The organism is Ancylobacter sp. IITR112 (assembly GCF_041415945.1).
Classification (GTDB): Bacteria; Pseudomonadota; Alphaproteobacteria; order Rhizobiales; family Xanthobacteraceae; genus Ancylobacter.
Window position 1 is genome coordinate 2380816 of the sequence record NZ_JBGCUS010000001.1, and the last position, 24229, is coordinate 2405044.

Sequence of the window (24229 nt, forward strand, 5' to 3'; positions counted from 1 at the left end):
GCGCGGCACCTATGCGGCAACGCATGGGACAAGCGCGCGCAACGGGCTTCTGGAAGCTTTACAGGCCGGGCCGGCCCGCCTATCAGGTCTGCGCGACGGCTATACGACGGCCGGCGGAAGGGTGACGGCTGGGAGCGCGCCGGAATGTCTGACAATAACGGTTCGATCAAACTCGTCGCCGGCAACGCAAACCGCCCGCTGGCCGAGGCGATCGGGGCGTATCTGCGCACGCCGATGACCAAGGCCGTGGTCCGCCGTTTCGCCGACATGGAGATCTTCGTCGAGATTCAGGAAAATGTGCGCGGCAAGGACGTGTTCGTCCTGCAGTCCACCTCCTTCCCGACCAATGACCATCTGATGGAGCTGCTCATCATCACCGATGCGCTGCGCCGCTCCTCCGCCCGCCGCATCACCGCCGTGCTGCCCTATTTCGGCTATGCCCGGCAGGACCGCCGCTCCTCCGGCCGCACGCCGATCTCCGCCAAGCTGGTCGCCAATCTCATCACCCATGCCGGCGCCGACCGGGTGCTGACCGTCGATCTGCATGCCGGCCAGATCCAGGGCTTCTTCGACATTCCGACCGACAATCTATTCTCGGCCCCGGTCATGGTGGCGGACATCAAGTCGCGTTTCGAACTGTCCGACATCACCGTGGTCTCGCCGGATGTCGGCGGCGTGGTCCGCGCCCGCGCGCTGGCCAAGCGCATCGACGCCCAGCTCGCCATCGTCGACAAGCGCCGCGAGCGTCCCGGCGAGAGCGAGGTGATGAATGTCATCGGCGATGTCGAGGGCAAGCGCTGCATCCTCGTCGACGACATCATCGATTCCGGCGGCACGCTGGTGAACGCGGCGGACGCGCTGCTGGCGCGCGGCGCCACCGAGGTCTACGCCTACATCACCCATGGCGTGCTGTCGGGCGGCGCGGTCTCGCGCGTCACCGCCTCGAACCTCAAGGAACTGGTGATCACCGATTCGATCCAGCCGACCGAAGCGGTGCGGGTGGCGCGCAACATCCGCGTCATCTCCATCGCCAGCCTGCTGGCGGAGGCGATCGGCCGCACCGCGCATGAGGAAAGCGTCTCCAGCCTGTTCGACTGAGAGCGGACTGATCGGCACCTGCCGACCTAAGCCGTTGCAAATACTGGTATCGGCCGAAATGGTGCGCTGCGCCATTTTCGCTCCACAGTTCGGCCGCACCCTGTCCGCTCGCTGACAACGACCCGGACCGCCTCATGCCGCGTACCCCCCCGCTGCGCCCCCTTTTGCCGCCTGCCCTGTCGCCGCGCCTCCCCCGCCCGCGCCGCGGCGGGGGCCGGCCCGCCCTGCGCGCCGGCCTTATCATCCCGGTGGCAGGGATCACCTTCGCCCTCGCCCTGCCGGCCGCGGCCCAGTCCATCGGCACGGTCACCAAGCCCGGCCTGCCGGACCCGTGGTTCGGCGTCATCATGATCTCGCCCTATGACGAGGCGGCGGCCAGCGCCTCGCCCTATGAGGCGGCGCATCGCGCGGCCGAGGCGTCGGCGGCGGACGCCCCTCCTCCCGAGAGCGCGACGCCCGAGGCCGAAACCGCGCCGCCCGATCCGCTGCAGGACACCGCCGTGATGCCCTCGCTGTGGGAGAGCATCGAACTCGGCCTCGGCGGCACCCCGGAGCAGCCCGAGCCGGAAGCGCCCAAGCCCAACCAGCTCGTCGGGCAACGCGCCGCGCCGGTGCAGAGGGCACGCACGCAACTGCCGACGCAGATGGAGCTGCGGCAGGGCGCGGCCATGGTCTCGGTGTCCTCCAGCGCCAGCGCCACCGCCCCCGCCTCCGGCGCGCTGGCCACCACCGGCACCAGCGGCTCGGGCGAGCTGAAAGGCCGGATCGGGCTGGAGCAGGACAATGTCACCGTCTACAGCACCGGCACGGTCGGTGCCTCCGCCGGGCCGAACCCGGCCTCCGCCTCGGTCTATGACAATATCGCCATCGGCAGCACCGTGTCGGTGCCGCTCGCCCCGCTCGGGCTGGGCGAGGAAAAGCTCGGCACGCGGGTCGAGGTCGACAAGGGCCAGACCGTCGTCACCGGGGTGGAACTGCGCGCCCCCGCCGGCCGGGCGGAACGCTTCATCTCGATCGAGCGCTCGCAGGCGCCCGGCGCGGAGGCCAGCGGCCTCGTCAAGGCCGGCGTGCTCGGCAAGTTCTGACGTCCGCGCGCGGCGCAAACATTGCCCGCCAAGGCTTTTGCTGCTATGAGCCCGCCCGGCCCCGGCCTTTCCGCACCCCTGGAGGCGCGCCGTGGGCTCACCGTACCAAGCCTGAAGGAACGGGCCGCGCAAGCGGCCTTGTCCTTTTGCAACCATTGAGGACAATCATGACCGCCATCAAGGAACTGAAGGCGCAGGCGCGCACGAAGGTCGGCAAGGGGGCCGCTCGTGCAGAACGCCGCGCCGGTCGCGTACCCGCCGTCATCTATGGCGACGGCAAGGCCCCCGTCGGCATCACGCTCGATCACATCGAGATCAACAAGATCATCTATGCCGGTCACTTCCTGACCACGCTGTTCAACGTCGAAGTGGACGGCGAGAAGCACCGGGTGATCCCGCGCGACTACCAGCTCGATCCGGTCAAGGACTTCCCGCTGCATGTCGACTTCCTGCGCGTCGCCGTCGGCGCCAGCCTGGCGGTGGACGTGCCCGTGCACTTCCTCAACGCCGACACCGCGCCGGCGATCAAGCAGGGCGGCACGCTGAACATTGTCAGCCACACCGTCTCCCTCAACGTGCCGGCGGATGCGATCCCCGACGCGATCGAGGTCGACCTGTCCAGCTACAATTTCGGCGACTCGATCCACCTCTCGGCAGTCAAGCTGCCGGCGGGCGTGACCTGGGCCGGCCATGGCGACGACACGCTGGCCACCATCACCGCCCCGTCGGGCCTGAAGGAAGCCGAGGCCGACGAAGCTGCGGCCGCCGCGGCTGACGCCGCCAAGGGCTGATGCGCCTGAACGGCTGAGACGGCTGATCCGGGCGGCCCACATGGCGCCGCCCGCCCATCCCGCGAGGAGAGCCGGAAGCCCGCTTCCGGCTCTTGTCGTTTCGACAGGTCGCCTGAACGTGCAGGAGGCGCGCGGTGCTGCTGTTCACCGGGCTCGGCAATCCCGGGTCCAAATATGCCGGCAACCGGCACAATATCGGCTTCATGGCGGTGGACGCCATCGCCCGCCGGCACCGTTTCTCGCCCTGGCGCCGCCGTTTCCAGGGCGCCGCCTGCGAGGGCGAGATCGAGGGGCAGAAGGTGCTCGCCCTGCTGCCGGAAACCTATATGAACGAATCCGGCCGCGCCGTCGCCGAAGCCCAGCGCTTCTACAAGATCGAGCTGCGCGACCTGTTCGCCTTTCATGACGAGCTCGACCTGCCGCCCGCCAAGGTGCGCTACAAGGTCGGCGGCGGCAATGCCGGGCATAATGGCCTGCGTTCCATCACCGCCCATTGCGGCAATGACTATGCCCGCGTGCGTCTCGGCATCGGTCATCCCGGCGACAAGGCGCTGGTGCACAACTACGTGCTGAGCGACTTCGCCAAGGCCGAGCGCGACTGGGTGGAGGCGGTGTGCGACGGCTGCGCCGAACTTGCCGGCCTGCTCGCCACCCACCGGCTGGACGAGTTCCAGAACCGCATGCACCTGTTTCTGGAAGCACGCGGCATCGGCCCGGCGGAAAAGCCCGGCAAGAAGCCGGGCTGACGCCCCCCGGGCCACCCCTCACTTGCACTCGCCCGCCATTCTGCCTAACCACGGCGCAACCCTTCCTCTCGACCGAGCATCGCATCATGGGCTTCAAATGCGGCATTGTCGGCCTGCCCAACGTCGGCAAGTCGACCCTCTTCAACGCGCTGACGCAGACGGCGGCGGCGCAGGCGGCGAACTACCCCTTCTGCACCATCGAGCCGAATGTCGGCGATGTGGCGGTGCCGGATGCGCGGCTGGAGACGCTGGCGCAGATCGCCGGCTCGCAGCAGATCATCCCCACCCGCCTCACCTTTGTCGACATTGCCGGGCTGGTGCGCGGCGCCTCCAAGGGCGAGGGCCTCGGCAACCAGTTCCTCGCCAATATCCGCGAATGTGACGCCATCGCCCATGTGGTGCGCTGCTTCGAGGATTCCGATGTCACCCATGTCGAGGGCAAGCTCGCCCCGGTTTCCGACATCGAGACCATCGAGACCGAGCTGATGCTGGCCGATCTCGAAAGCCTGGAAAAGCGCGCCGGCGCGCTGGAGAAGAAGGCCAAGGGCGGCGACAAGGACGCCAAGGAACAGCTCGACCTGATGAACCGCGCCCTCGTGCTGCTGCGCGACGGCAAGCCGGCGCGCCTCGTCGAGGTGAAGCCGGAGGAGGAAAAGGCCTTCCGCATGCTCGGCCTGCTGTCCTCCAAGCCGGTGCTCTATGTCTGCAATGTCGAGGAAGCCTCGGCGAAGAACGGCAATTCGCTGTCCGCCGAGGTGTTCGCCCGCGCGGCGGAGGAAGGCGCCAAGGCGGTGGTCGTCTCCGCCAAGATCGAGAGCGAGATCGCCGTGCTGCCGGCCGAGGAGCAGAAGGATTATCTGGAAGCCATCGATCTCGAAGAGCCGGGCCTCAACCGCATCATCCGCACCGGCTACGAACTCTTGAAGCTCGTCACCTATTTCACCGTCGGCCCCAAGGAAGCCCGCGCCTGGACCATCACATCAGGCACCAAGGCGCCGGGGGCGGCGGGCGTCATCCACTCGGATTTCGAGAAGGGCTTCATCCGCGCCGAGACCATCGCCTATGACGACTACGTCAAGGGCAAGGGCGAGGCCGGCGCCCGCGATGCCGGCCGGCTGCGGCTGGAAGGCAAGGACTATGTCGTCGCCGATGGCGACGTGCTGCATTTCCGCTTCAACACCTGATCCGGGAGGGGAACGCGCATGGCGGCCGACGACAGCGCTCCCCTTCTCCGCCTCGCCCGCGCGGGCGAAGGCGTGCACCTGTTCGAGGTCACGCGCCTGTCCGTCGCCAGCCTGGCGCGCGGGCATTATTCGGACGCGCAGATCGCCGGCTGGATGGGGGCCCGCACGCCGAGCTATTATGAGGGGCTGATCGCCCGCGGCGGCGTGGTGGTGGCGGCGCTGGGCGACACGGTGCTCGGCTTCGTCGATGCCGAGCCGGGCGAGATCACCCGCTTGTTCCTGCGGCCGGAAGCCGCCGGCAGTGGCCTCGGCCGCCGGCTGCTGGAGATCGGCCTCGCCGCCGCCCGGCACGGCCATGACGGGCCGGTGACGGTGGAATCCACCCTCAACGCCGAGGGCTTCCACGCGCGCCACGGCTTCCGCCGCATTGGCCGGGGCACGTTCTCCCATGGGATCGGCGGCGATCCGATCGAGATTGTGCAGATGGAGCTGCCGCGCGCCCCGACCGGGCCCTCCGCCGAGACCGGTTCGCCGCGCACTTGACCTTGCCGCGCGGCTCGCCTGTCATGGATGCGCCACGACCGGGGGGTGCGATGCTGTTCTGGGAAGATTTCCAAGAGGGCCAGGAAGCGACCTGCGGGCGCTATGTGGTGGGGCGCGAGGAAATCCTCGCCTTCGCCCGCGACTATGATCCCCAGCCGATCCATCTCATGGATGCCGCCGCCGAGGCGACTCATCTCGGCGGCCTCGCCGCCTCGGGCTGGCACCTGTGCTGCATCTTCATGCGCCTTGCCGCCGATGGCTTCCTCACCCGCAGCGACTGCCTCGGCTCGCCGGGGCTGGAGGAGGTGCGGTTCCTGAAGCCCGTGCATCCCGGCACGGTGCTGAGCCTGCGCCGGCGCGTGCTGGACACGCGCACCTCCCGGAGCCGGCCGGATATGGGGCTCGTCACCTTCCGCTTCGAACTGATCGACACCGCCGGCGCCGTAATGGCGGACCTTGTCGGCACCATCCTGTTCGGCCGGCGCAATCCCGGCTTCCGGCCGGCCTGAGGGGTGTCATGCGGTTCTTCGAGGATATCGAGATCGGCACGCCGACGCGGCTCGGCTCCCATATGTTCACCGAAGAGGACATCGTCGCCTTCGCCCGGGCCTTCGACCCGCAGGCGTTCCATCTCGACGCGGCGGCCGGGGCACGCACCCATTTCGGCGGCCTCGTCGCCTCCGGCTGGCATGCGGTGGCGATTTCCGCCCGGCTGCGGGCGCAGGCCTGGGCGCGCGATCATGAGACGCTGCGGCGCCAGGGCCGCCCGGTGCCGCGCCTCGGCCCCTCGCCCGGCTTCAAAAACCTCAAATGGCTGCGCCCGGTGCGCCCCGGCGACACGCTGACCTTTCTCAGCGAGGTGACGGCGAAGAAGCCGAGCGCCAGCCGCCCGGAATGGGGCCTCGTCTTCACCCGCGAAACCGCCACCGCCCAGGGCGGCGAACTGGCGCTGGAATTCACCAACAGCGTCTTTGTCGAGCGGCTGGAGGCGTGAGCGGGGGGCAGGTCGTCCTCCCATCCCCGGCCACCCCGGCACCCAGCCTGTTCTCCGCCGCCGCAGAGCGAGCCCTCGACGATGAATGGCGGCGACGGGGCACGCCCTGAGCCCCCGGGTCAAGCCCGGGGATGAGGGCATGCCGGGTCGAAGGCTCCCAAACGCAAAAGGGCCCCTCCCGGGGCCCTTCGCTTATTCGTCGTCGGCGGGAATGCCACGCCGCTCAGTGAGCGACGTCCTTCCACACCTTCTTCTTGGTGAAGTAGAGCAGGCCGGCGAAGATGATGAGGAAGATCATCACCTGGAAGCCGATGCGCTTGCGCGCTTCCAGATGCGGCTCCGCGAGCCACATCATGAAGGCGGTCACGTCGCGCGAATACTGGTCGACCGTTTCCGGCGAGCCGTCGGAATAGGTCACCTGCCCGTCGGAGATGGGCTGCGGCATCTTGATGGCGTGGCCGGGGAAGTACTTGTTGTAATGGGCGCCTTCCGGCAGGGCGAAGCCCTCCGGCGGCTCCTCATAGCCCACCAGCAGCGCGTGGATATAGTCCGGGCCCTGCTCCTGATACTGGGTGAAGATGTCGATCAGGAAGCCGGGGAAGCCGACCTCATAGGTGCGCGCCTTGGCCAGCGTCGAGAAGTCCGGCGGGTAGGCGCCGCCATTGGAGGCGCGCGCCGCCTGCTCGTTGGGGAAGGGCGAGGGCCAGTGGTCGGACAGCCGGCCCGGGCGGTCGAACATGTCGCCCGCATCGTTCGGCCCGTCCTGCACCTGGTAGCTCTCCGCCACCGCCTTGGCCTGCGCCTCGCTGAAGGAGGGGCCGCCGGGCTGGGCGAGGTTGCGGAAGGCGAACAGATGCGCGGAGTGGCAGGAGGAGCAGACTTCCTTGAACACCTGGAAGCCGCGCTGCAGCTGCGCCTGATCGAACGTGCCGAACGGACCGGCGAAGCTCCATTCCTCGCGGGGGGGCTTCGACGTGCCGTGGCCGTCGGCGGCAAGCGCCGGGGCGGCCAGGCCGAACGCCAGCGCGGCGACGGCGAGCGGACGGAGAAGGCTGGAACGGAAGGACATGGTGGTGCTCATGATGATCCGCTCAACCCTTGGTCTGCGGCGCCGAGACGCCCGCCGAGGCCGGTGCCGCGCCCTTGTTCTTGCCCAGCACGGCCTCGGTGATCGAGGCCGGCACCGCCTTCGGCTTCTCGAACAGGCCGAGCAGCGGAAGGATGATGAGGAAATGGGCGAAGTAGTAGATGGTCAGGATGCGGCCGGCGATGACATAGCCGCCTTCCGCCGGCTTGGAACCGAGCCAGCCGAGACCGATGCACACCGCCACCCAGATCCAGAAGAACTGCTTGAACAGCGGGCGGTAGACGCCCGAGCGCACCTTCGACGTGTCGAGCCACGGCACGAAGAACAGCACGACGATGGCGCCGAACATGGTGAGCACGCCGCCGAGCTTGTCCGGCACCGCGCGCAGCATGGCGTAGAACGGCAGGTAGTACCATTCGGGCACGATATGCGCGGGCGTCACCAGCGGGTTGGCCGGGATGTAGTTGTCGGCGTGGCCGAGATAGTTCGGGATGTAGAACAGGAACCAGGCGAAGAAGATGAGGAAGCACACCATGCCGAACGCGTCCTTGATGGTCGCGTAGGGGGTGAAGGGCACGGTGTCCTTGGCGCTCTTCGGCTCGACGCCGGTCGGGTTGTTCTGGCCGACCACATGCAGCGCCCACACGTGCAGGACGACGACGCCGGCGATCATGAAGGGCAGCAGATAGTGCAGCGAGAAGAAGCGGTTGAGCGTCGCGTTATCGACCGAGAAGCCGCCCCACAGCCATTCCACGATGGTCGGGCCGACGACCGGGAAGGCGGAGAACAGATTGGTGATGACGGTGGCGCCCCAGAAGCTCATCTGGCCCCACGGCAGCACATAGCCCATGAAGGCGGTGGCCATCATCAGGAGGTAGATGATGCAGCCGAGGATCCACAGCACCTCGCGCGGGGCCTTGTACGACCCGTAATAGAGGCCGCGGAACATGTGGATATACACCGCGATGAAGAACATCGAGGCGCCGTTCGAGTGAATGTAGCGGATCAGCCAGCCATAGCTGACATCGCGCATGATGTGCTCGACGGAATCGAACGCCAGCGTGATGTGCGGCGTGTAGTGCATCACCAGCACCACGCCCGACAGGATCTGGCAGACCAGCATCAGCGACAGGATGCCGCCGAAGGTCCACCAGTAGTTCAGGTTGCGCGGCGTCGGATAGGCGACGAAGGAGGAATGGATCAGGCCGACCAGGGGCAGCCGGCTCTCGAACCACTTGAGCGCCGGGTGCTTCGGCTCGAACGTGGAATGTCCGCTCATCTTTGAATATCCCTGAACGCCGGCTCAGCCGATGGAGATCTTCGTGTCGGACACGAACTTGTAGGGCGGGACTTCGAGATTGGTCGGCGCCGGCCCGCGACGGACCCGGCCGGCCGTGTCGTATTCCGAACCGTGGCAGGGGCAGAACCAGCCGTCATATTCGCCGGAATGGCCGATCGGCACGCAGCCGAGATGGGTGCAGATGCCGATGACGACCAGCCACTTCTCGTGGCCCTCGCCGGCGCGGTTCTCGTCGGTCGCCGGGGCGTCCGCCGCGAGATTGGCGTTGCGGGCGATCGGATCGAGCAGCGCGGAAAGCTGCACCTCCTTCGCCTCGGCAATGTCCTTCTCGGTGCGGTTCCACACGAAGACCGGCTTGCCGCGCCACTTCACCGTGACCATCTGGCCCTCGGCGACCTGCGACAGGTCCACCTCGGTGGAGGACAGCGCGAGGACCGAGGCATCGGGCTGGAGCTGGGAGATGAAGGGCCACACGAGTGCGGCGGCGCCGACCGCGCCCATGGCGCCGGTGGCGATGTAGAGAAAGTCGCGGCGCGTGGTACCCGCCGTCTCAGTTGCTGCCACGATGGTTTCCTTTCCCCTCGAACCCGTCACCGCTGCCTCGGCCCACCCCTCGCTGCGGCGCCGAGCGCTCGCACGAAACGGGCAGGCGTCCGCGTGGCACGCGGTCGACCCTACCTTCGATTGCCTCTAATTGCATCCGGACCGCCCCTTGTCCAGATGAACACAGTGCGGCAACCCGTCCTGCCCCCAATCGGGCGCCCCGACAGGCCGGCCCTGTCGGTAGCATGGGGCTGCGTCGGGCCGAAAGGGGTCTCGCAAAGCCCGCCGCGCCGCCTTGCCGGCGGCGGCATGGCGCCGTTAAGCATGCCGCCGGAGCCGGGGGCCGGGAAAGGACACCGCATGACGCTGGCACTGGCGCTCTACCAGCCGGATATCGCGCCGAATGCCGGCACGCTGGCGCGCATGAGCGCCTGTTTCGGCCTTTCGTTGCACATCATCGAACCGGCTGGCTTTCCCGTCGGCGATGCCGGCTTCCGCCGCGCGGGGATGGATTATCTCGACCGCGCCGCCATCACCCGCCATGCCAGCTTCAAAGCCTTCGAGGCGTGGCGCGCCGGGGAGAGACGCCGCCTCGTCCTGTGCACCACGCGCGGGGCGGTGGCCTATACCGCCTTCGCCTTCGCGCCCGACGACGTGCTGTTGCTCGGCCGCGAGAGCGCCGGCGTGCCGGAGGAGGTGCATCAGGCAGCGGATGCGCGAATCGTCATCCCCCTGGTGACGGGCGCCCGCTCGCTCAATGTCGCGCTGGCGGGGGCGATGATTCTCGGCGAGGCGCTGCGGCAGACGGGGGGATTTGCGGCGGCGCGGACCTGATGTTGCGCGACGTATCATATTGAGATACGTTTTCTGCGTCGTTCACTCCGCACGCCCACGATGATCGTCAGCTTCAGGGACAAGAGAACGGAGGCGGTGTGGAGTGGCCGTGTCGGCAAGGGCTTTCCTGCCGATCTGATGCGGGTGGCGCAGCGCCGGCTCGCCATGCTCAACGCCGCGGTGACGCTGGAGGCGCTGCGCGTGCCGTCGGCCAACCGGCTGGAAGCGCTGAAGGGCGACCGTGCCGGCCAGCATTCCATCCGCATCAACGACCAGTTTCGCATCTGCTTTCTCTGGCGGGAGGGCAATGCGGCCGAGGTCGAGATCACCGACTATCACTGAGGAGCGCACGATGATCGGCCCAACGCCGCCCATCCATCCCGGCGAAATCCTGCGCGAGGAGTTTCTGCTGCCGCTGGGGCTCAAGCCCTATGGCCTCGCCAAGGCGCTGCACGTGCCGCGTACCCGCGTCGAGCGGCTGGCGCGCGAGGAAGTGCCGGTCACGGCTGACACAGCTTTGCGGCTGGGTCGCTATTTCGGCACCGGCCCGGAATTCTGGATGAATCTCCAGACCGCGTTCGATCTCGCCAAGACGCAGGCGGAACGGCCGGAGCTGGCGAACATAACCCCGCGCGAGGCGGCCTGACCCTTCGTCCTCGGTATACGGCCCATACCCCGCCCGCCCCGCGCGGTGCTAGCTGTGCGCCCGAACATCTCGAACCCCTGACAGGAGCCGTGCGACGTGAGCGTTGCGTTTGCGAAGGAAGAGAGCGCCGAGGCGGCGTCGGAGACCATACTGCCGCCGCGCCCGATCTCCGGTCGAATCAATCTCGTGACGCAGGCGGGGTTCGCCATGCTGCAGGCAGAGCTCGCCGCCGCGCAGCAGGCGCTGGCGGCCGCCAACGCGCTGGACGATGTCAATGAACGGCGCCGGCAGGCGGCGATTCCCCTGCGCGATGTCGCCTACTATTCCCAGCGCGTGGAGACGGCCCAGCTCTCGCCGCCGCCCGCCTCGCACGAGGTCGTCGCCTTCGGCCACATCGTGAGCTTCGAGCGCGAGGATGGCCGGGTGCAGACCTACCGCATCGTCGGCGAGGATGAGGCCGACCCGTCGCGGGCGACGATCTCGCATGGCTCCCCTGTCGCGCTCGCCCTGATGGGGAAATCCGTGGGTGACGTGGTCGAGTTCGGGGGGCGCAGCCTCGAAATCCTCTCCATCGCCTGGGTCGACGGGGCCGGCGGCTAGGCTGCCAGCCTGCCGACACCTCCCTCATGCCCGGGCTTGACCCGGGCACCCAGTGGCCGGGCGCGCTATAGGACGAGCGGGCGCGGCGGCGGCAAGGCTGAATCTCCGGGGCAAGCCCGGGGATGAGGGCGCGCACGCCGGGCGAGGTCGCTCGAACCCTATTCCGCCGCCGCCTCGACCTCGTCCGCGTCGATGAAGCCGCCGGACTGGCGGTGCCACAAGCGGGCATAGAGGCCGCCCTTCGCCACCAGCTCGGCATGGGTGCCGCTCTCGACGATGCGCCCGTGCTCCATCACCACCAGCCGGTCCATGCGGGCGATGGTGGAGAGGCGGTGGGCGATGGCGATCACCGTCTTGCCGGTCATCAGCTCATCGAGATTGGCCTGGATCGCCGCTTCCACCTCCGAATCGAGCTCCGAGGTGGCCTCGTCGAGAATGAGGATCGGCGCGTCCTTCAAGAGCACCCGGGCGATGGCGATGCGCTGGCGCTGGCCGCCGGAGAGCTTCACCCCGCGCTCGCCGACATGGGCGTCGAGCCCCACCCGCCCCTGCGGGTCGGACAGCGTGTCGATGAAGCCGTCCGTATGCGCGCGGCGGGCGGCGGTGCGGATGTCCTCCTCGCTGGCGTCCGGCCGGCCATAGGCGATGTTGTCGCGCACCGAGCGGTGCATCAGCGAGGTGTCCTGCGTCACCACGCCGATCTGCGCGTGCAGCGAATCCTGCGTCACGCCGCGCACATCCTGCCCGTCGATCAGCACGCGCCCCGATTCCGGGTCGTAGAAGCGCAGCAGCAGGCTCATCAGCGTCGACTTGCCGGCGCCGGAGGGGCCGACCAGCCCCACACGCTCGCCCGGCCGGATGGTGAGCGAGAGGTCCTCGATGACCCCGCCACCCTTGCCATAGTGGAACGACACACGCTCGAAGCGGATCTCGCCCGCCGTCACCCGCAGCGCCTGAGCGGCGGGGGCGTCCGCCACCTCGCGCGGGCGCGACAGGGTGGTGATCGCCTCCTGCACCGTGCCGACATTCTCGAACACGCCGGTGACCACCCACATGATCCAGCCGGACATGTTAACGATGCGGATCGACAGGCCGGTGGACAGCGCGATGGCGCCGAGATTGATCGCGCCCACCGACCACAGCCAGATGCCGAGCGCGCCGACCGCGCCGAGCATGAGGCTGTTCAGCACGCTGATGGTGAAGGCCATGCGCGAAATGTGCCGCTGTTGGCGGCTATTGTCGTCGACATTGCGCGCCAGCGCGGCGCGGACATAGCTGTCCTCGCGGTCGGAATGGGCGAACAGCTTCACGGTGAGGATGTTGGTGTAGCTGTCCACCACCCGCCCGCTGAGCGCCGAATTGCTCTCGGCGGTGCGCTTGGACAGGTGCCGGATGCGCGGCACGAAGACCACGAGCGCCAGCACATAGAAGCTGATCCACGCCACCATCGGCAAAGCGAGCCGCCAGTCGGCCTCGGCGAAGAGCAGCACCGCGCTCACCGCGTAGATTCCGGCGTACCACAGCGCGTCGATCACCTCGACCACCGAGCCGCGCACCGCCGGGCCCGCCTGTAGCACCCGCGTGGCGATGCGGCCGGCGAAGTCATTGTTGAAGAAGCCGACGCTCTGGCGGATGACCCAGCGATAGGACTGCCAGCGGATCATCGGCCCGACCTTGGCGGTGATGGTCTGGCGCACCAGCAAATCGTGCAGCAGATTGGCCAGGGGCCGCGCCACCACGACGACAAAGGCCATCCACAGCAGCAGCCCGCCATGATCGGCGAAGAAGGTCTGAGGGCTCGACGCCTGCAAGAGGTCGACGATCTGGCCGATATAGCGGAACAGCGACACCTCGATGATCGCGACCACGAAGGCCGCGCCGAGCGCCGCGACATAGACCCAGCCGGTCTGGCGCACGAAGTGCCAGTAAAACGCGATCAACCCCTCCGGCGGCTGCCCGATGGGCGCCGGGTGGAAGGGATCGACCAGCTTCTCGAACAGGGCGAAGATGCGCGACAACATGCGCCGCCTTCTGCGCTCGCGATGCGGCACCTTTGTGTCGCCGCCCGCAGGTAATGCCGCCCCGCCGCAACGCGGTATCATATGGCTGTAATGGTTCCGGCGCAGCCTCCCGCGCCTTGCCGCTTGTGCCTTTGCCGATGGAGAACCCGCATGCGCCCGCGCCACGCCGAGAATCACTATGTCGACCGTGCCGGCTGGCTGCGCGCCGCCGTGCTCGGGGCCAATGACGGCATTCTCTCCACCGCCAGCCTCATCGTCGGCGTCGCCGCCGCCAATGCCGAGCGCGACGCCGTGCTGCTCGCCGGCATTGCCGGGCTGGTGGCGGGCGCCATGTCGATGGCGGCGGGCGAATATGTCTCGGTGTCCTCGCAATCCGACACCGAGCGCGCCGACCTCACCCGGGAGACCGCCGAACTCGCCGCCGACCCGGCCGGCGAGCAGGAGGAACTGGCGCAGATCTATGTCGGGCGCGGGCTGGAGCCGGCACTGGCGCGGGAAGTCGCCCGCCAGTTGACGGCCAAGGACGCGCTGGAAGCGCATGCCCGCGACGAGCTGGGCATGAACGAGATCACCGCCGCCCGCCCGGTGCAGGCGGCGCTGGCCTCCGCCGCCAGCTTCGCTGCCGGCGCGGCGCTGCCGCTGGCCACCGCGCTCCTCGCGCCGCTGTCCGGTCTGCCGCTGACGGTGTCGGGCGCCGCCCTGGCCTTCCTTGCCCTGCTCGGCGTCGCCGGGGCCAAGGCGGGCGGGGCGGATCCGGTGAAGGCGGCGCTGCGCGTCACCTTCTGGGGCGCGCTGGCCATGGCCGCCACCGCCGCCATCGGCGCGATCTCCGGCACGATGGTGTAGCCCGCCCTTCCGGCGCGCGGCGGGAGAGGCTAGAAGCGGCCCTGCGTCCATCCGCAGGAAGAGCCGTCATGAGTGCCGAGACCGCCGCCGACATCGAGGCCCGCAAGGTTGCCGCCCGCGCCTGGTTCGAGGAACTGCGCGACCGCATCTGCGCGGCGTTCGAAAAGCTGGAAGATGACGCCCCCGCCGCGCTCTATCCCGGCGCTCCCGGCCGCTTCGAGCGCACGCCCTGGGCGCGCACCGACCATTCCGGCGCGCCGGGCGGCGGCGGGGTGATGTCGCTGATGCGCGGGCGGCTGTTCGAGAAGGTGGGCGTGCACTGCTCGACCGTGCATGGCGAATTCGCCCCCAAATTCCGCAAGCAGATTCCCGGCGCCGAGGAAGACCCGCGCTTCCACGCCACCGGCATCTCGCTCATCGCCCATATGACCAACCCGCATGTGCCGGCGGTGCATATGAACACCCGCTTCGTCGTCACCACCAAGGCGTGGTTCGGCGGCGGGGCGGACCTCACCCCCGTTCTCGACGCCCGCCGCACCCAGGAAGACCCGGATTCGGAAGCGTTCCACGCCGCCATGCGCGGCGCCTGCGAGGGCCGTCCGCATATCGACTATGCCCGCTACAAACAGTGGTGCGACGAGTATTTCTATCTGCCGCACCGCAAGGAGATGCGCGGCATTGGCGGCATTTTCTACGACTGGCTGGAATCCGGCGACTGGAACGCCGATTTCCACTTCACCAAGGCGGTGGGCCTCGCCTTTCTCGATGTCTATCCGCGCCTCGTGCGGGCGAACATGGCGACGCCCTGGGACGAGGCGGCGCGCGAGGAACAGCTCATCCGCCGCGGCCGTTATGTCGAGTTCAACCTGCTCTATGATCGCGGCACGCTGTTCGGCCTGAAGACCGGCGGCAATGTGGATTCCATCCTCTCCTCCATGCCGCCGGTGGTGAAGTGGCCGTGAGGTGAGGCCCCCTCATCCCCGGGCTTGACCCGGGGACCCAGCCCTCAGCACCCACTCACCCCCCGACCCCTCATCCCCGGGCTTGACCCGGGGACCCAGCCTGTCCGCCCGCGCAGCGCCTTCAGGTAGCTGACAGCGGACCCGTCTCTGGGTGCCCGGGTCAAGCCCGGGCATGAGGGAGGAAGGGTTGCCCTCCCCGGGACCCCTCATCCCCGGGCTTGACCCGGGGACCCAGCCTGCCCGCCCGCGCAGCGCCTTCAGGTAGCTGACAGCGGAGCCGCCCCTGGGTGCCCGGGTCAAGCCCGGGCATGAGCGAAGAGAGGTTATGCCCTCACCTCCGGACCCTTCCCCGGCCCATACACCCCTTCCCCCACAGCCCCCTCATCCCCGGGCTTGACCCGGGGACCCAGGCTTTCCACCCTCACACCAGATCGTCATACAGGTCCCGCCATTCCGGGTTGTCGCGCTCGATCAAGGCGAGCTTCCAGCGGCGCGGCCAGTGCTTGATGTTCTTCTCGCGCTGGATCGCGGCCATCGCGGTATCGTGCGGCTCAGCAAAGACCAGCATCTTCACCCCGTGCTGCGCCGTAAACCCGCCGAACAGCCCGGTTCGATGCTCGTGCATGCGCTTGGGCAGATCGCGGGTCACGCCAACGTAAAGCGTGCCGTTGCGTTGACTGGCGAGGATGTAGACCCAGTGCGATCCCATGGTTCTGTTCTACCATGGACCGCCCCTGGGTGCCCGGGTCAAGCCCGGGCATGAGGGCGGCAGGGTTGCCCTTCCCCGGCCCCCTCATCCCCGGGCTCGACCCGGCGACCCAGCCTGCCCGCCCGCGCAGCGCCTTCAGGTAGCCGACAGCGGAGCTGTCTCTGGGTGCCCGGGTCAGGCCCGGGCATGAGGGGAGATGGACGAGCGCTGTGCTTAACGCGCAGCCCCCGCGCCCACCGCCCCCGCGACAATCCCCGCCAGCGCCGCCTCTCCCATCGGAAACCCGGCCTCGATCCAGGCTTCCTCCGCCCGCTTCAGCGCCGCGCCGAGCGCCGGGCCGGGGGTCATGCCGCGCGTGAGGAAATCCGCGGCCTTGAGCGGAAACACCGGCAGCTTCCAGTCGGCGGCGATCGCCAGCAGCGCGCGCCAGCCTTCATCGTCGAGCAGCGCGCCCGAGCGGGCGAAGGCGATCAGCGCCCGGTCAAAAAACGTCTCCCGCCCCATACGGTACAAAAACGCCTTCTGCCCCTTCTCGCACATGGCGGGCGTCGGTGCCGGGCCGGCGAGCCCGACGAGCCGCGCGGCCTCCGTGTTGGACAGGCGCAGCCCCTCGCGCAGCGCCTCCGCCTCGGCCGGCTCGCGCACGGCGAGCGCGCCCAGCCGGCGCACCGGGTCGGGGGCGAGCCCCAGCCGTGCCTCGACCTCCGCGAGCCGGGCACACAGGGCGACGCGCCCCTCCTGCCCGAGCACGGGAGCCAGCAGCCCGGCGTCATCCATCTGCGCCAGCGTCTCGGCGGCGCGGGGGGCGACGAGCAGCTTCATCAGTTCGCTGCGCACCCGCTCACGCGAAAGCTGGTCGAGCCCCGCGCGGTGGCGAGCGGCCGCCGCCAGCGCCTCCGCATCGAGCGGGCCACGGCCGAACGAGGCGTGAAAGCGGAACAGCCGCAGGATGCGCAGATAGTCCTCGCGGATGCGGGTATCGGCATCGCCGATGAAGCGCACGCGCCCGGCCTTGGCATCCGCCACGCCGCCGACGAGATCGACCACCTCGCCCGTGCGGGTGAGGTAGAGCGCGTTCATGGTGAAGTCGCGCCGCTGCGCGTCGTGGTCCCAGCTACGGCCGAAGACGACGCGGGCGCGCCGCCCGTCGGTCTCCACATCCTCGCGCAGCGTCGTCACCTCATAGGGCTCGCCCTGCGCGATCACCGTCACCGTGCCGTGCTCGATGCCGGTCGGCACCGTCTTCAGCCCGGCCCGCCGGGCGCGGCTCTCCACCTCCTCCGGCAGGGCGGTGGTGGCGATGTCGATATCGGCGCGCACCCCGCGCCCGATCAGCCAGTCGCGCACGGCGCCGCCGACGATGCGCGCCTCCTCGCCGTCCACGTCGAGCACGGCCAGCACATGGACGAGGCCGGGGCGGGCTTCGACGAGAGGGTTCGTTTGCGGGTTCATTCGATATGGCCGGGCACCATCACCCCGTCCTTCCAGGTGGGCGGCACATAGCGGCCGGTGGTCGGCCCGCGCGAGGAGGATTCGAACACATAGAGGCTTCCCGCCACCAGCAGCACGGCGATCAGCGAACAGACGATCATCGCCCGCAGCGACCAGCCGGAAAGCCAGGAATCGACCTTGCGGCCATAGCGCAGATACAGCGCGAAGGCGAGGAAGGGCAGGATGAACAGCGCAAGCTGGGCGAGGATACGGGCCATCAGACGTAGATCCTCTCGTAAAGGCTGCGGAGGATGCCGGCGGTGATGCCCCAGATGCGGCGCTTCTCATAGGTCATGGCGTGGAAGCTGCGCACCATGCCGAGCCATTCGCGGCTCTCGCGCTGGTGGTTGCCCTCATTCATCAGGAAATCCAGCGGCACCTCGAAGGCTTCGTCCACCTCGCCGGGGTTCAGCGTCAGGCCGAAATCCGGCTGGACGAGCCCGACCACCGGCACGATGCGGTAGCCGGTGCGGGCGAGATAGGGGTCGAGATAGCCGAGCGGGTCCACGAGGCGGGGGGCCAGCCCCACCTCCTCCTGCGCCTCGCGCAGCGCCGCGCCGAGCGGGCCGTCATCTTCCGGGTCGATCTTGCCGCCGGGAAAGGCGATCTGCGCCGCGTGGGAAGACAGATGCGCCGAGCGCAGGGTCAGCAGCACGGTCGGCCGCGCGCGGGCGATGATCGGCACCAGCACCGCCGCCCCGCGCACCGGGCGGGCGTCGACAAGGGCACGGAATTCCGGCGTCAGCTCATGATCGCCGCGCACCGGGTCGCCATCGAGGTCCGGCACGGCGAGCAGGCGGGCGCGGGCACGGGCGAGGAAATCGCTGAGATCGAGCGGCGCCGCCTCGGCCGCCTCCAGGCCGGGGACCGGCGTCTCGCTCGCAAGCGGCACGTTCACAGACAAGCGTTCATCCCTCCTCATCCGCCGCTTCCGCCGGCGCCAGCGCGAAAAACGCCCCGCCCGAGGCGACGCCGAAGACGCGCCGCCCGTCCACCACGCGCGCCTCCGCCCGCTCGGCGAGATCGAGGAAGACGGCGCGGGTCAGCCGCGCCCACAGGCCGCGACGGATATACACATAGGGTCGCGGCTCGCCATCCGCCCGTATGTCGACCCGCAGCGGATGGTCGCGGTCGCAGGCGACGACATCGTCGAGATTGGTGCGGAAGACGAGGCGCGGCGCCCCCTCCCCCGCCCCTTCCGGCTCCACCGCCATGGCGACGGCGAGGAACGGCGCGTCCTCGACGGTGATGCCCAGCTTCTCCACCGGCGTCACCAGCACATGGCGCTCCCCCTCGCGCCGCAGCACGGAGGCGAACAGCCGCACCAGCGCCGGCCGGCGGATCGGCCGGCCCTCATGGTGCCACACGCCCTCGCGGTCGATGATGATGTCGATCTCGCCACAATCGGGCGGATTCCAGCGCTCCAGCGGCGGCAGCGTGCGCCCCGGGGCGTTTGCCTGTGCACGCACCAAATCGTCAAAACGGGCGGAAAGCTCTGAACTCATGGGGAAATCCCTGTCACACGCGCGCAATCGCGCAGTCGTGATCCCCCGCCCGATAGTCGACGCGGTTGCAGGATAGCGTAAGCTCAGCCCTTCGGAAGCCCAAGCCGGCACGCGAATCCCGTCGACCGGGAACGTGCAAGGTGCGTTGCAATATTTTTATTGCAGCGCACAATGTCGCCGATGCGGGAGGAACACAGCGTCGCGCGGCGCGGCCGGCACCCGGGCCAAGACGCGGGATTTGGGATTGCAGGAGCACGCCATGACATCCGCCACCGGCGAGAATTTCGAATCCCTGGATGACATGATCATCCGCACGGCGGAATCCACTGCTGCCAATGTCCGCGCCGCCCGGGCCGGCATCGGCGCGGTCATTTTCGGCCAGGAGGCGGTGGTCGAGCGCACGCTCGTCACCCTGCTCTCCGGCGGCCACGGGCTGCTCGTCGGCGTGCCGGGCCTCGCCAAGACCAAGCTGGTGGAAACGCTCGGCGTGGTGCTGGGGCTGGATGCAAGGCGCGTGCAGTTCACCCCTGACCTCATGCCTTCCGACATTCTCGGCGCCGAGGTGCTGGAGGAAAGCGCCGGCGGGCGGCGCTCCTTCCGCTTCATTCCCGGCCCGGTCTTCGCCCAGCTCCTTATGGCCGACGAGATCAACCGCGCCTCGCCCCGCACCCAGTCGGCGCTGCTGCAATCCATGCAGGAAGGCCATGTCACGGTCGCCGGCGTGCGCCATGACCTGCCCAAACCCTTCCATGTGCTGGCGACGCAGAACCCGCTGGAGCAGGAGGGCACCTATCCCCTGCCCGAAGCCCAGCTCGACCGCTTCCTCATGGAAATCGACGTCGATTATCCTGACCGCGAGTCCGAGCGGAAAATCCTGTTCGACACCACCAGCGCCGAGGAAACCAAGCCGCGCGCGGTGATGACGGCCGAGGAACTCGCCGCCGCCCAGCGTCTGGTTCGCCGCCTGCCGGTGGGCGAATCCGTGGTCGAGGCCATTCTCACGCTGGTCCGCTCCGCCCGTCCGGGCTCGGAGGCGGGCGACCTGTCGAAATTCATCGCCTGGGGCCCCGGCCCGCGCGCCTCGCAGTCGCTGATGCTGGCGGTGCGCGCCCGCGCGCTGCTGGACGGGCGCTACGCGCCCTCGGTGGACGATGTGGTGGCGCTGGCCGAACCCGTGCTCAAGCACCGCATGGCGCTCACCTTCGCCGCCCGCGCCGATGGCGAGACCGTGCCGGGCGTGATCGCCAAGCTGGCCAAGCGGATCGGCTGAGAGCCTGTCGGCATGATTTTGGGCCGCGGCCGGCGCCGCGAGCCCGTGTGACGGAGACCTGACCGGGTGGAGTTCGAGGCCGATACCGCCGTGCGAAGTGCCGCGCAGGATGCTGCCGGCCTCGTCGCCGCCATGCCCCGGCTGGTGCTGGAGGCGCGCCGCATCGCGGCCAGCGTCTATCACGGCTTGCACGGGCGCCGCCGCGCCGGCACGGGCGAGAATTTCTGGCAGTACCGCCGCTTCAATGATGGCGAGCCCTCCAACCGCGTCGACTGGCGCCGCTCGGCCCGCGACGATCATCTCTATGTCCGCGAGCGCGAATGGGAGGCCGCGCACACGGTGTGGATCTGGCCGGACCTCTCCGCCTCCATGGTGTTCGCCTCGCCTCTGGTGTGGGAAACCAAGCGCGACCGCGCGCTCATCCTCGCCTTCGCGCTGGCGGAGCTTCTGGTGCGCGGCGGCGAGCGGGTCGGCATTCCCGGCGTCATGCGCCCCTCCGCCTCGCGCCGCATCGTCGAGAAGATGGCGGAATCGCTGATCCACGCCGCCAGCCTGCCGCAGAGCCTGCCGCCGGCCTTCGCCCCCTCGCCGCTGGCTGAGGTGGTGCTGCTGGGCGACCTGTGGAGCCCGACGCGGGAGGTGGTGGCGAGCCTTGGCGGCCTCTCCTCCTCCGGCGCCCATGGCCATGTGGTGCAGGTGTGCGATCCGGCGGAAGAGACCTTCCCCTATTCCGGCCGCGTCGAGTTCCGCGAGCCGGAAAGCGGCGCGACGCTGACCATCGGGCGGGCCGAGACGGTGCGGGCCGACTATGCCGTCCGCGTTGCCGCCCATCGCGACGCCATCCGGCATGAAGCCGAGCGCCATCGCTGGAGCTTCCTCATCCACCGCACCGACCGGCCGGCGAGCGAGGTGCTGCTGGCGCTGCACGCCCGCATGAGCGGCGGCCATGGCGCGGTGCCGCCGGGCGAAGGCACGGCCGGCGACATGACGGGACAGATGGCGGGGCGTCCGGCATGAGCGGTCTGTTCGGCCTTCCCCTCGCCTTCGCCACCCCGCTGCTGCTCACCGCGCTCGCCGCCCTCCCGCTGCTGTGGTTCCTGCTGCGCCTCGTGCCGCCGCGCCCGCGCCGGCTCGCCTTCGCGCCGATGCGGCTGCTGCTCGACATTCCGCCGAAAGAGGAAACCCCGGCCCGCACGCCCTGGTGGCTCACCGTGCTGCGCCTCTTGCTGGCGGCGATCATCATTCTCGCCGCCGCCGGGCCGATCTGGAATCCGCCGGTCGCCGGCCCGGCCTCGTCCGGCCCGGTGGTGCTGCTGATCGATTCCGGCTGGCCCGCCGCCGCCGGCTGGTCGGCCCGCCGCGCCAGCGCCGAGGGCGTGGTGGCCGATGCCGATCTTGACGGGCGCGGCGTCATCCTCATCCCCACCGGCGAGCCGCCGCTCGAACCCCGGGCGATGACCCCGCGCGAGGCGCGCGAGCGGCTGCGCACGCTCGCCCCCGTGGCTTTCGTGCCCGACCGAGCGCCGGCCTTCGCCAGCCTCGCCAAGGCGCTCGCCGCCGCCCCTGAGGCCAGCGTGATCTATCTCTCCGACGGCGTCGCGCTCGATACACCCGGCACCGCGCCGGCCGATCTGGCCGCCATCGTCGGCAACCGCCCGCTCACCACGCTGGTTGACGGGGTGCGCGCGCCGCTGGCGCTGGCGGCTGCCGACAATGCGGTTGACGCGCTGACCGTGAAGGTGCTGCGCGCCGGCCGCGACACCGCTCCGCGCGCCGGCGCGGTCCGCGCCTATGACATGCGCGGCCTGCCGCTGGGCGAGGCGCCCTACAGTTTCGCCGCCGGCGCCACCGAGGCGGACGCCCGCTTCGACCTGCCGGTGGAAATCCGCAACGAGGTGGCGCGTCTCGACATTGCCGACGAGGCTTCCGCCGGCGCGGTGCAACTGCTCGACAAGCGCTGGCGCCGCCGCACGGTCGGCGTCGTCTCCGGCGTCGCCGCCGACCAGCGCCAGCCGCTGCTCGCCCCCTCCTATTACCTCACCCGCGCGCTCGCCCCCTTCGCCGATATCCGTACCGCCGACGGCGCCTCGACCGCCGAGGCGGTGGACCGCTTCATCGAGCAGAAGCTGCCGGTCATCATCCTGTCCGATGTCGGCACGCTGCCGGCGGAGACGCAGGCCCGCCTTGCCCGCTGGGTCGAGGGCGGGGGCGTGCTCATCCGCTTCGCCGGCCCGCGCCTCGCCAATGGCTCGGACGAGCTGGTGCCGGTGACGCTGCGGCGTGGCGGCCGGGTGCTCGGCGGCTCACTGTCCTGGGAACAGCCGCAGTCGCTCGGCGGCTTCACCACGGAGGGGCCGTTCCGCGATGTCGCCGTGCCGGACGATGTCACGGTGAACCGCCAGGTGCTGGCCGAGCCGGACGGGCTGCTCGCCTCCCGCACCTGGGCGACGCTGTCCGACGGCACCCCGCTCGTCACCGGCGAGCGGCGCGGCGCCGGCACGCTGGTGCTGTTCCACGTCACCGCCGACACCTCCTGGTCCAACCTGCCGATCTCGGGCGCTTTCGTCGAAATGCTGCGCCGGGTGGTGGCGCTGGGCGGGGCCACCGCCAGCGAGGCCTCGGCGGACGCCACCGGCGGCACGGTGCTGAATGGCGAGACGCTCGCCCCCACCCGGCTGCTCGACGGCTTCGGCGCCTTCCGCCCGACCATGCCGACCGCCAAGGCCATTCCCGTCGGCTATCGCGGCCGCGCCAGCGCCGACCATCCACCTGGCTTTTACGGCCCGCCGGACGGGCTGGTGGCGGTCAACGCCCTGTTGCCGCGTGACCGGCTGGTGGCGCTGGACCTATCAAGCCTCGGCCGGCTGGAGCCCTATCGCGACAGCACCCCGCGCGATCTGCGCGCACCGCTGCTGGTGGCGCTGCTCGCCCTCATGCTCATCGACGCCATGATCGTGTTCCTGCTCGCCGGCGGCTTCGCCCGACTCACCGCCCGCCGCGCTGCGAAAGGTGTCACCGGCGGCGCCGCCGCGCTGCTCCTCGCCTTCGGCCTCGCCGCCGGCACCCCAAGCGAGGCGCTGGCACAGCCCAAGCCCGTGACCACGCCGCTCGCCCAGAGCGCGCCCGCCTCCCAACAAGCCGTGCCTGCCGCTGCACCGGAAAAGCCGATGACGCCGGGCGAACTCGATTTCGCGCTGCAGGCGACCAATTCCACCCGCCTCGCCTATGTCGTCACCGGCGATGCCGACACCGACGCCATCAGCCGCGCCGGGCTGAAGGGGCTGACCGATTTCCTCGGCGAGCGCACGGCGCTGGAAGCCGGCGAGCCAATGGGCGTCGACATCTCCCGCGACGAGCTGTCCTTCTTCCCGCTGCTCTACTGGCCGATCGTGCCCGGCAGCGAACGCCCGAGCCCGCAGACGCTGGCGCGCATCGACGCCTTCATGAAGCAGGGCGGCACCGTCATCTTCGACACGCGCGACGCCGAGACCACCTTGCCCGGCACCAATGGCGCCGGCTCGCCCGCCAATGCGACTCTGCGCGCCATTCTCGAAGGGCTCGACATTCCCGAACTGGAGCCGGTGCCGCGCGACCATGTGCTGACCAAGGCGTTCTATCTGCTGCGCGACTTCCCCGGCCGCTTCACCGGCGGCACCACCTGGGTCGAGGCGCTGCCGGCGGCGGATGCGGCGGAAGAGCGCCCGGCCCGCGCCGGCGACGGCGTGTCGCCGGTCGTCATCACCTCCAACGACCTCGCCGGCGCCTGGGCGGTGGACGAGTTCGGCCAGCCCCTGCTCCCGGTCTCCGAGGGCGGTCCGCGCCAGCGCGAACTGGCCTACCGGGCCGGCGCCAATCTCGTGATGTATGTGCTCACCGGCAACTACAAGGCCGATCAGGTGCATGTGCCGGCGCTGCTGGAAAGGCTGGGGCAGTGAGGAGCATCATCACTCAGTCGTCGTCATCCCGGCCAAAGG

26 protein-coding genes are annotated in these 24229 nt (G+C 69.6%); 17 read left to right on the top strand and 9 right to left on the bottom strand.

The window, feature by feature from the left end:
* Positions 1 to 144 precede the first annotated feature (144 nt).
* From AAC979_RS11355 to AAC979_RS11390, 8 genes are all read left to right on the top strand, one after another.
* Positions 145 to 1098 (top strand): ribose-phosphate pyrophosphokinase, encoded by a 954-nt coding sequence (locus AAC979_RS11355; RefSeq protein ID WP_307019858.1) that lies wholly within the window; start codon positions 145 to 147, stop codon positions 1096 to 1098.
* Positions 1099 to 1232: 134 nt separating this feature from the next.
* On the top strand, positions 1233 to 2183 hold the full coding sequence (locus AAC979_RS11360; protein ID WP_371346929.1) for a hypothetical protein: 951 nt from the start codon (positions 1233 to 1235) through the stop codon (positions 2181 to 2183).
* A gap of 167 nt (positions 2184 to 2350) precedes the next feature.
* Complete coding sequence (locus tag AAC979_RS11365; protein WP_371346930.1) at positions 2351 to 2974, top strand: 50S ribosomal protein L25/general stress protein Ctc; 624 nt, start codon at positions 2351 to 2353, stop codon at positions 2972 to 2974.
* Between the two features lie 134 nt (positions 2975 to 3108).
* Positions 3109 to 3720 (top strand): aminoacyl-tRNA hydrolase, encoded by a 612-nt coding sequence (pth, locus tag AAC979_RS11370; protein WP_371346931.1) that lies wholly within the window; start codon positions 3109 to 3111, stop codon positions 3718 to 3720.
* Positions 3721 to 3806: 86 nt separating this feature from the next.
* Positions 3807 to 4904 carry a redox-regulated ATPase YchF gene (gene ychF / locus AAC979_RS11375; protein ID WP_371346932.1) on the top strand — a complete coding sequence of 366 codons (1098 nt, stop codon included), beginning with the start codon at positions 3807 to 3809 and terminating at the stop codon, positions 4902 to 4904.
* An 18-nt stretch (positions 4905 to 4922) separates the two neighbouring features.
* On the top strand, positions 4923 to 5447 hold the full coding sequence (locus AAC979_RS11380) for a GNAT family N-acetyltransferase (RefSeq protein WP_371346933.1): 525 nt from the start codon (positions 4923 to 4925) through the stop codon (positions 5445 to 5447).
* Positions 5448 to 5497: 50 nt separating this feature from the next.
* Positions 5498 to 5956 (top strand): MaoC family dehydratase, encoded by a 459-nt coding sequence (locus tag AAC979_RS11385; protein WP_371346934.1) that lies wholly within the window; start codon positions 5498 to 5500, stop codon positions 5954 to 5956.
* 8 nt (positions 5957 to 5964) lie between these two features.
* A complete protein-coding gene (locus tag AAC979_RS11390) occupies positions 5965 to 6441 on the top strand; it encodes a MaoC family dehydratase (protein WP_371346935.1) in 477 nt (158 codons plus the stop codon).
* Positions 6442 to 6664: 223 nt separating this feature from the next.
* Here AAC979_RS11390 and AAC979_RS11395 read toward each other — a convergent pair whose 3' ends face one another.
* From AAC979_RS11395 to petA, 3 genes are read right to left on the bottom strand one after another with little or no spacing between them, the layout of a single operon-like run.
* Positions 6665 to 7522 (bottom strand): cytochrome c1, encoded by an 858-nt coding sequence (locus AAC979_RS11395; protein ID WP_371346936.1) that lies wholly within the window; start codon positions 7520 to 7522, stop codon positions 6665 to 6667.
* 10 nt (positions 7523 to 7532) lie between these two features.
* Entirely contained in the window at positions 7533 to 8807 is a 1275-nt protein-coding gene (locus AAC979_RS11400) for a cytochrome bc complex cytochrome b subunit (protein WP_371346937.1), read from the bottom strand.
* A gap of 24 nt (positions 8808 to 8831) precedes the next feature.
* Positions 8832 to 9392, bottom strand: coding sequence for a ubiquinol-cytochrome c reductase iron-sulfur subunit (gene petA / locus AAC979_RS11405; RefSeq protein WP_371346938.1), 561 nt, complete (start codon positions 9390 to 9392; stop codon positions 8832 to 8834).
* Positions 9393 to 9731: 339 nt separating this feature from the next.
* On the opposite strand from petA, the gene AAC979_RS11410 reads away from it, so the two are divergent.
* From AAC979_RS11410 to greA, 4 genes are all read left to right on the top strand, one after another.
* The gene (locus AAC979_RS11410; protein ID WP_371346939.1) at positions 9732 to 10205 is read left to right on the top strand and encodes a tRNA (cytidine(34)-2'-O)-methyltransferase; all 474 of its coding nucleotides are present in this window, start codon (positions 9732 to 9734) and stop codon (positions 10203 to 10205) included.
* 60 nt (positions 10206 to 10265) lie between these two features.
* Complete coding sequence (locus AAC979_RS11415) at positions 10266 to 10547, top strand: type II toxin-antitoxin system RelE/ParE family toxin (RefSeq protein ID WP_371346940.1); 282 nt, start codon at positions 10266 to 10268, stop codon at positions 10545 to 10547.
* 10 nt (positions 10548 to 10557) lie between these two features.
* Positions 10558 to 10851 (top strand): HigA family addiction module antitoxin, encoded by a 294-nt coding sequence (locus AAC979_RS11420; protein ID WP_371346941.1) that lies wholly within the window; start codon positions 10558 to 10560, stop codon positions 10849 to 10851.
* Positions 10852 to 10947: 96 nt separating this feature from the next.
* The gene (greA, locus tag AAC979_RS11425) at positions 10948 to 11451 is read left to right on the top strand and encodes a transcription elongation factor GreA (protein WP_371346942.1); all 504 of its coding nucleotides are present in this window, start codon (positions 10948 to 10950) and stop codon (positions 11449 to 11451) included.
* A 158-nt stretch (positions 11452 to 11609) separates the two neighbouring features.
* Here the strand turns inward: greA and AAC979_RS11430 are convergent, their stop codons facing one another.
* Entirely contained in the window at positions 11610 to 13472 is a 1863-nt protein-coding gene (locus tag AAC979_RS11430) for an ABC transporter ATP-binding protein (protein ID WP_371346943.1), read from the bottom strand.
* Positions 13473 to 13622: 150 nt separating this feature from the next.
* On the opposite strand from AAC979_RS11430, the gene AAC979_RS11435 reads away from it, so the two are divergent.
* Both AAC979_RS11435 and hemF read left to right on the top strand, forming a co-directional pair.
* Complete coding sequence (locus AAC979_RS11435) at positions 13623 to 14318, top strand: VIT family protein (protein ID WP_371346944.1); 696 nt, start codon at positions 13623 to 13625, stop codon at positions 14316 to 14318.
* A 68-nt stretch (positions 14319 to 14386) separates the two neighbouring features.
* Positions 14387 to 15280 (top strand): oxygen-dependent coproporphyrinogen oxidase, encoded by an 894-nt coding sequence (hemF, locus tag AAC979_RS11440; RefSeq protein ID WP_371346945.1) that lies wholly within the window; start codon positions 14387 to 14389, stop codon positions 15278 to 15280.
* Between the two features lie 421 nt (positions 15281 to 15701).
* Here the strand turns inward: hemF and AAC979_RS11445 are convergent, their stop codons facing one another.
* The 5 genes from AAC979_RS11445 to AAC979_RS11465 form a co-directional block, all read right to left on the bottom strand.
* Positions 15702 to 15989: a GIY-YIG nuclease family protein gene (locus AAC979_RS11445; protein ID WP_371346946.1), complete on the bottom strand. Its 288-nt coding sequence runs from the start codon at positions 15987 to 15989 to the stop codon at positions 15702 to 15704.
* A gap of 213 nt (positions 15990 to 16202) precedes the next feature.
* Positions 16203 to 17441: a CCA tRNA nucleotidyltransferase gene (locus tag AAC979_RS11450; protein WP_371346947.1), complete on the bottom strand. Its 1239-nt coding sequence runs from the start codon at positions 17439 to 17441 to the stop codon at positions 16203 to 16205.
* Positions 17438 to 17698: a DUF6111 family protein gene (locus tag AAC979_RS11455; RefSeq protein WP_371346948.1), complete on the bottom strand. Its 261-nt coding sequence runs from the start codon at positions 17696 to 17698 to the stop codon at positions 17438 to 17440. The genes AAC979_RS11450 and AAC979_RS11455 overlap by 4 nt, the downstream gene beginning before the upstream one ends.
* Positions 17698 to 18378 carry a CoA pyrophosphatase gene (locus AAC979_RS11460; RefSeq protein ID WP_371349045.1) on the bottom strand — a complete coding sequence of 227 codons (681 nt, stop codon included), beginning with the start codon at positions 18376 to 18378 and terminating at the stop codon, positions 17698 to 17700. Before AAC979_RS11460 ends, AAC979_RS11455 begins: the two co-directional genes overlap by 1 nt.
* 10 nt (positions 18379 to 18388) lie before the next feature.
* Complete coding sequence (locus tag AAC979_RS11465; RefSeq protein WP_371346949.1) at positions 18389 to 18985, bottom strand: DUF1285 domain-containing protein; 597 nt, start codon at positions 18983 to 18985, stop codon at positions 18389 to 18391.
* A gap of 259 nt (positions 18986 to 19244) precedes the next feature.
* Here AAC979_RS11465 and AAC979_RS11470 point away from each other — a divergent pair, with 259 nt between their 5' ends.
* The 3 genes from AAC979_RS11470 (at position 19245) to AAC979_RS11480 (ending at position 24190) form a co-directional block, all read left to right on the top strand.
* Positions 19245 to 20255 (top strand): AAA family ATPase, encoded by a 1011-nt coding sequence (locus AAC979_RS11470; RefSeq protein ID WP_371346950.1) that lies wholly within the window; start codon positions 19245 to 19247, stop codon positions 20253 to 20255.
* 66 nt (positions 20256 to 20321) lie between these two features.
* Positions 20322 to 21272 (top strand): DUF58 domain-containing protein, encoded by a 951-nt coding sequence (locus tag AAC979_RS11475; RefSeq protein ID WP_371346951.1) that lies wholly within the window; start codon positions 20322 to 20324, stop codon positions 21270 to 21272.
* On the top strand, positions 21269 to 24190 hold the full coding sequence (locus AAC979_RS11480) for a DUF4159 domain-containing protein (RefSeq protein WP_371346952.1): 2922 nt from the start codon (positions 21269 to 21271) through the stop codon (positions 24188 to 24190). The genes AAC979_RS11475 and AAC979_RS11480 overlap by 4 nt, the downstream gene beginning before the upstream one ends.
* Positions 24191 to 24229: the final 39 nt, after the last annotated feature.

What these genes read in the sequence shown, in the direction of transcription:
- AAC979_RS11355 (WP_307019858.1), top strand. Translation starts at nt 145, where the DNA reads ATGTCTGACAATAACGGTTCGATCAAACTCGTCGCCGGCAACGCAAAC.
- AAC979_RS11360 (WP_371346929.1), top strand. Translation starts at nt 1,233, where the DNA reads ATGCCGCGTACCCCCCCGCTGCGCCCCCTTTTGCCGCCTGCCCTGTCG.
- AAC979_RS11365 (WP_371346930.1), top strand. Translation starts at nt 2,351, where the DNA reads ATGACCGCCATCAAGGAACTGAAGGCGCAGGCGCGCACGAAGGTCGGC.
- ychF (WP_371346932.1), top strand. Translation starts at nt 3,807, where the DNA reads ATGGGCTTCAAATGCGGCATTGTCGGCCTGCCCAACGTCGGCAAGTCG.
- AAC979_RS11380 (WP_371346933.1), top strand. Translation starts at nt 4,923, where the DNA reads ATGGCGGCCGACGACAGCGCTCCCCTTCTCCGCCTCGCCCGCGCGGGC.
- AAC979_RS11385 (WP_371346934.1), top strand. Translation starts at nt 5,498, where the DNA reads ATGCTGTTCTGGGAAGATTTCCAAGAGGGCCAGGAAGCGACCTGCGGG.
- AAC979_RS11390 (WP_371346935.1), top strand. Translation starts at nt 5,965, where the DNA reads ATGCGGTTCTTCGAGGATATCGAGATCGGCACGCCGACGCGGCTCGGC.
- AAC979_RS11395 (WP_371346936.1), bottom strand. Translation starts at nt 7,522, where the DNA reads ATGAGCACCACCATGTCCTTCCGTTCCAGCCTTCTCCGTCCGCTCGCC.
- AAC979_RS11400 (WP_371346937.1), bottom strand. Translation starts at nt 8,807, where the DNA reads ATGAGCGGACATTCCACGTTCGAGCCGAAGCACCCGGCGCTCAAGTGG.
- AAC979_RS11410 (WP_371346939.1), top strand. Translation starts at nt 9,732, where the DNA reads ATGACGCTGGCACTGGCGCTCTACCAGCCGGATATCGCGCCGAATGCC.
- AAC979_RS11415 (WP_371346940.1), top strand. Translation starts at nt 10,266, where the DNA reads ATGATCGTCAGCTTCAGGGACAAGAGAACGGAGGCGGTGTGGAGTGGC.
- AAC979_RS11420 (WP_371346941.1), top strand. Translation starts at nt 10,558, where the DNA reads ATGATCGGCCCAACGCCGCCCATCCATCCCGGCGAAATCCTGCGCGAG.
- AAC979_RS11430 (WP_371346943.1), bottom strand. Translation starts at nt 13,472, where the DNA reads ATGTTGTCGCGCATCTTCGCCCTGTTCGAGAAGCTGGTCGATCCCTTC.
- AAC979_RS11435 (WP_371346944.1), top strand. Translation starts at nt 13,623, where the DNA reads ATGCGCCCGCGCCACGCCGAGAATCACTATGTCGACCGTGCCGGCTGG.
- hemF (WP_371346945.1), top strand. Translation starts at nt 14,387, where the DNA reads ATGAGTGCCGAGACCGCCGCCGACATCGAGGCCCGCAAGGTTGCCGCC.
- AAC979_RS11445 (WP_371346946.1), bottom strand. Translation starts at nt 15,989, where the DNA reads ATGGGATCGCACTGGGTCTACATCCTCGCCAGTCAACGCAACGGCACG.
- AAC979_RS11450 (WP_371346947.1), bottom strand. Translation starts at nt 17,441, where the DNA reads ATGAACCCGCAAACGAACCCTCTCGTCGAAGCCCGCCCCGGCCTCGTC.
- AAC979_RS11455 (WP_371346948.1), bottom strand. Translation starts at nt 17,698, where the DNA reads ATGGCCCGTATCCTCGCCCAGCTTGCGCTGTTCATCCTGCCCTTCCTC.
- AAC979_RS11465 (WP_371346949.1), bottom strand. Translation starts at nt 18,985, where the DNA reads ATGAGTTCAGAGCTTTCCGCCCGTTTTGACGATTTGGTGCGTGCACAG.
- AAC979_RS11470 (WP_371346950.1), top strand. Translation starts at nt 19,245, where the DNA reads ATGACATCCGCCACCGGCGAGAATTTCGAATCCCTGGATGACATGATC.
- AAC979_RS11480 (WP_371346952.1), top strand. Translation starts at nt 21,269, where the DNA reads ATGAGCGGTCTGTTCGGCCTTCCCCTCGCCTTCGCCACCCCGCTGCTG.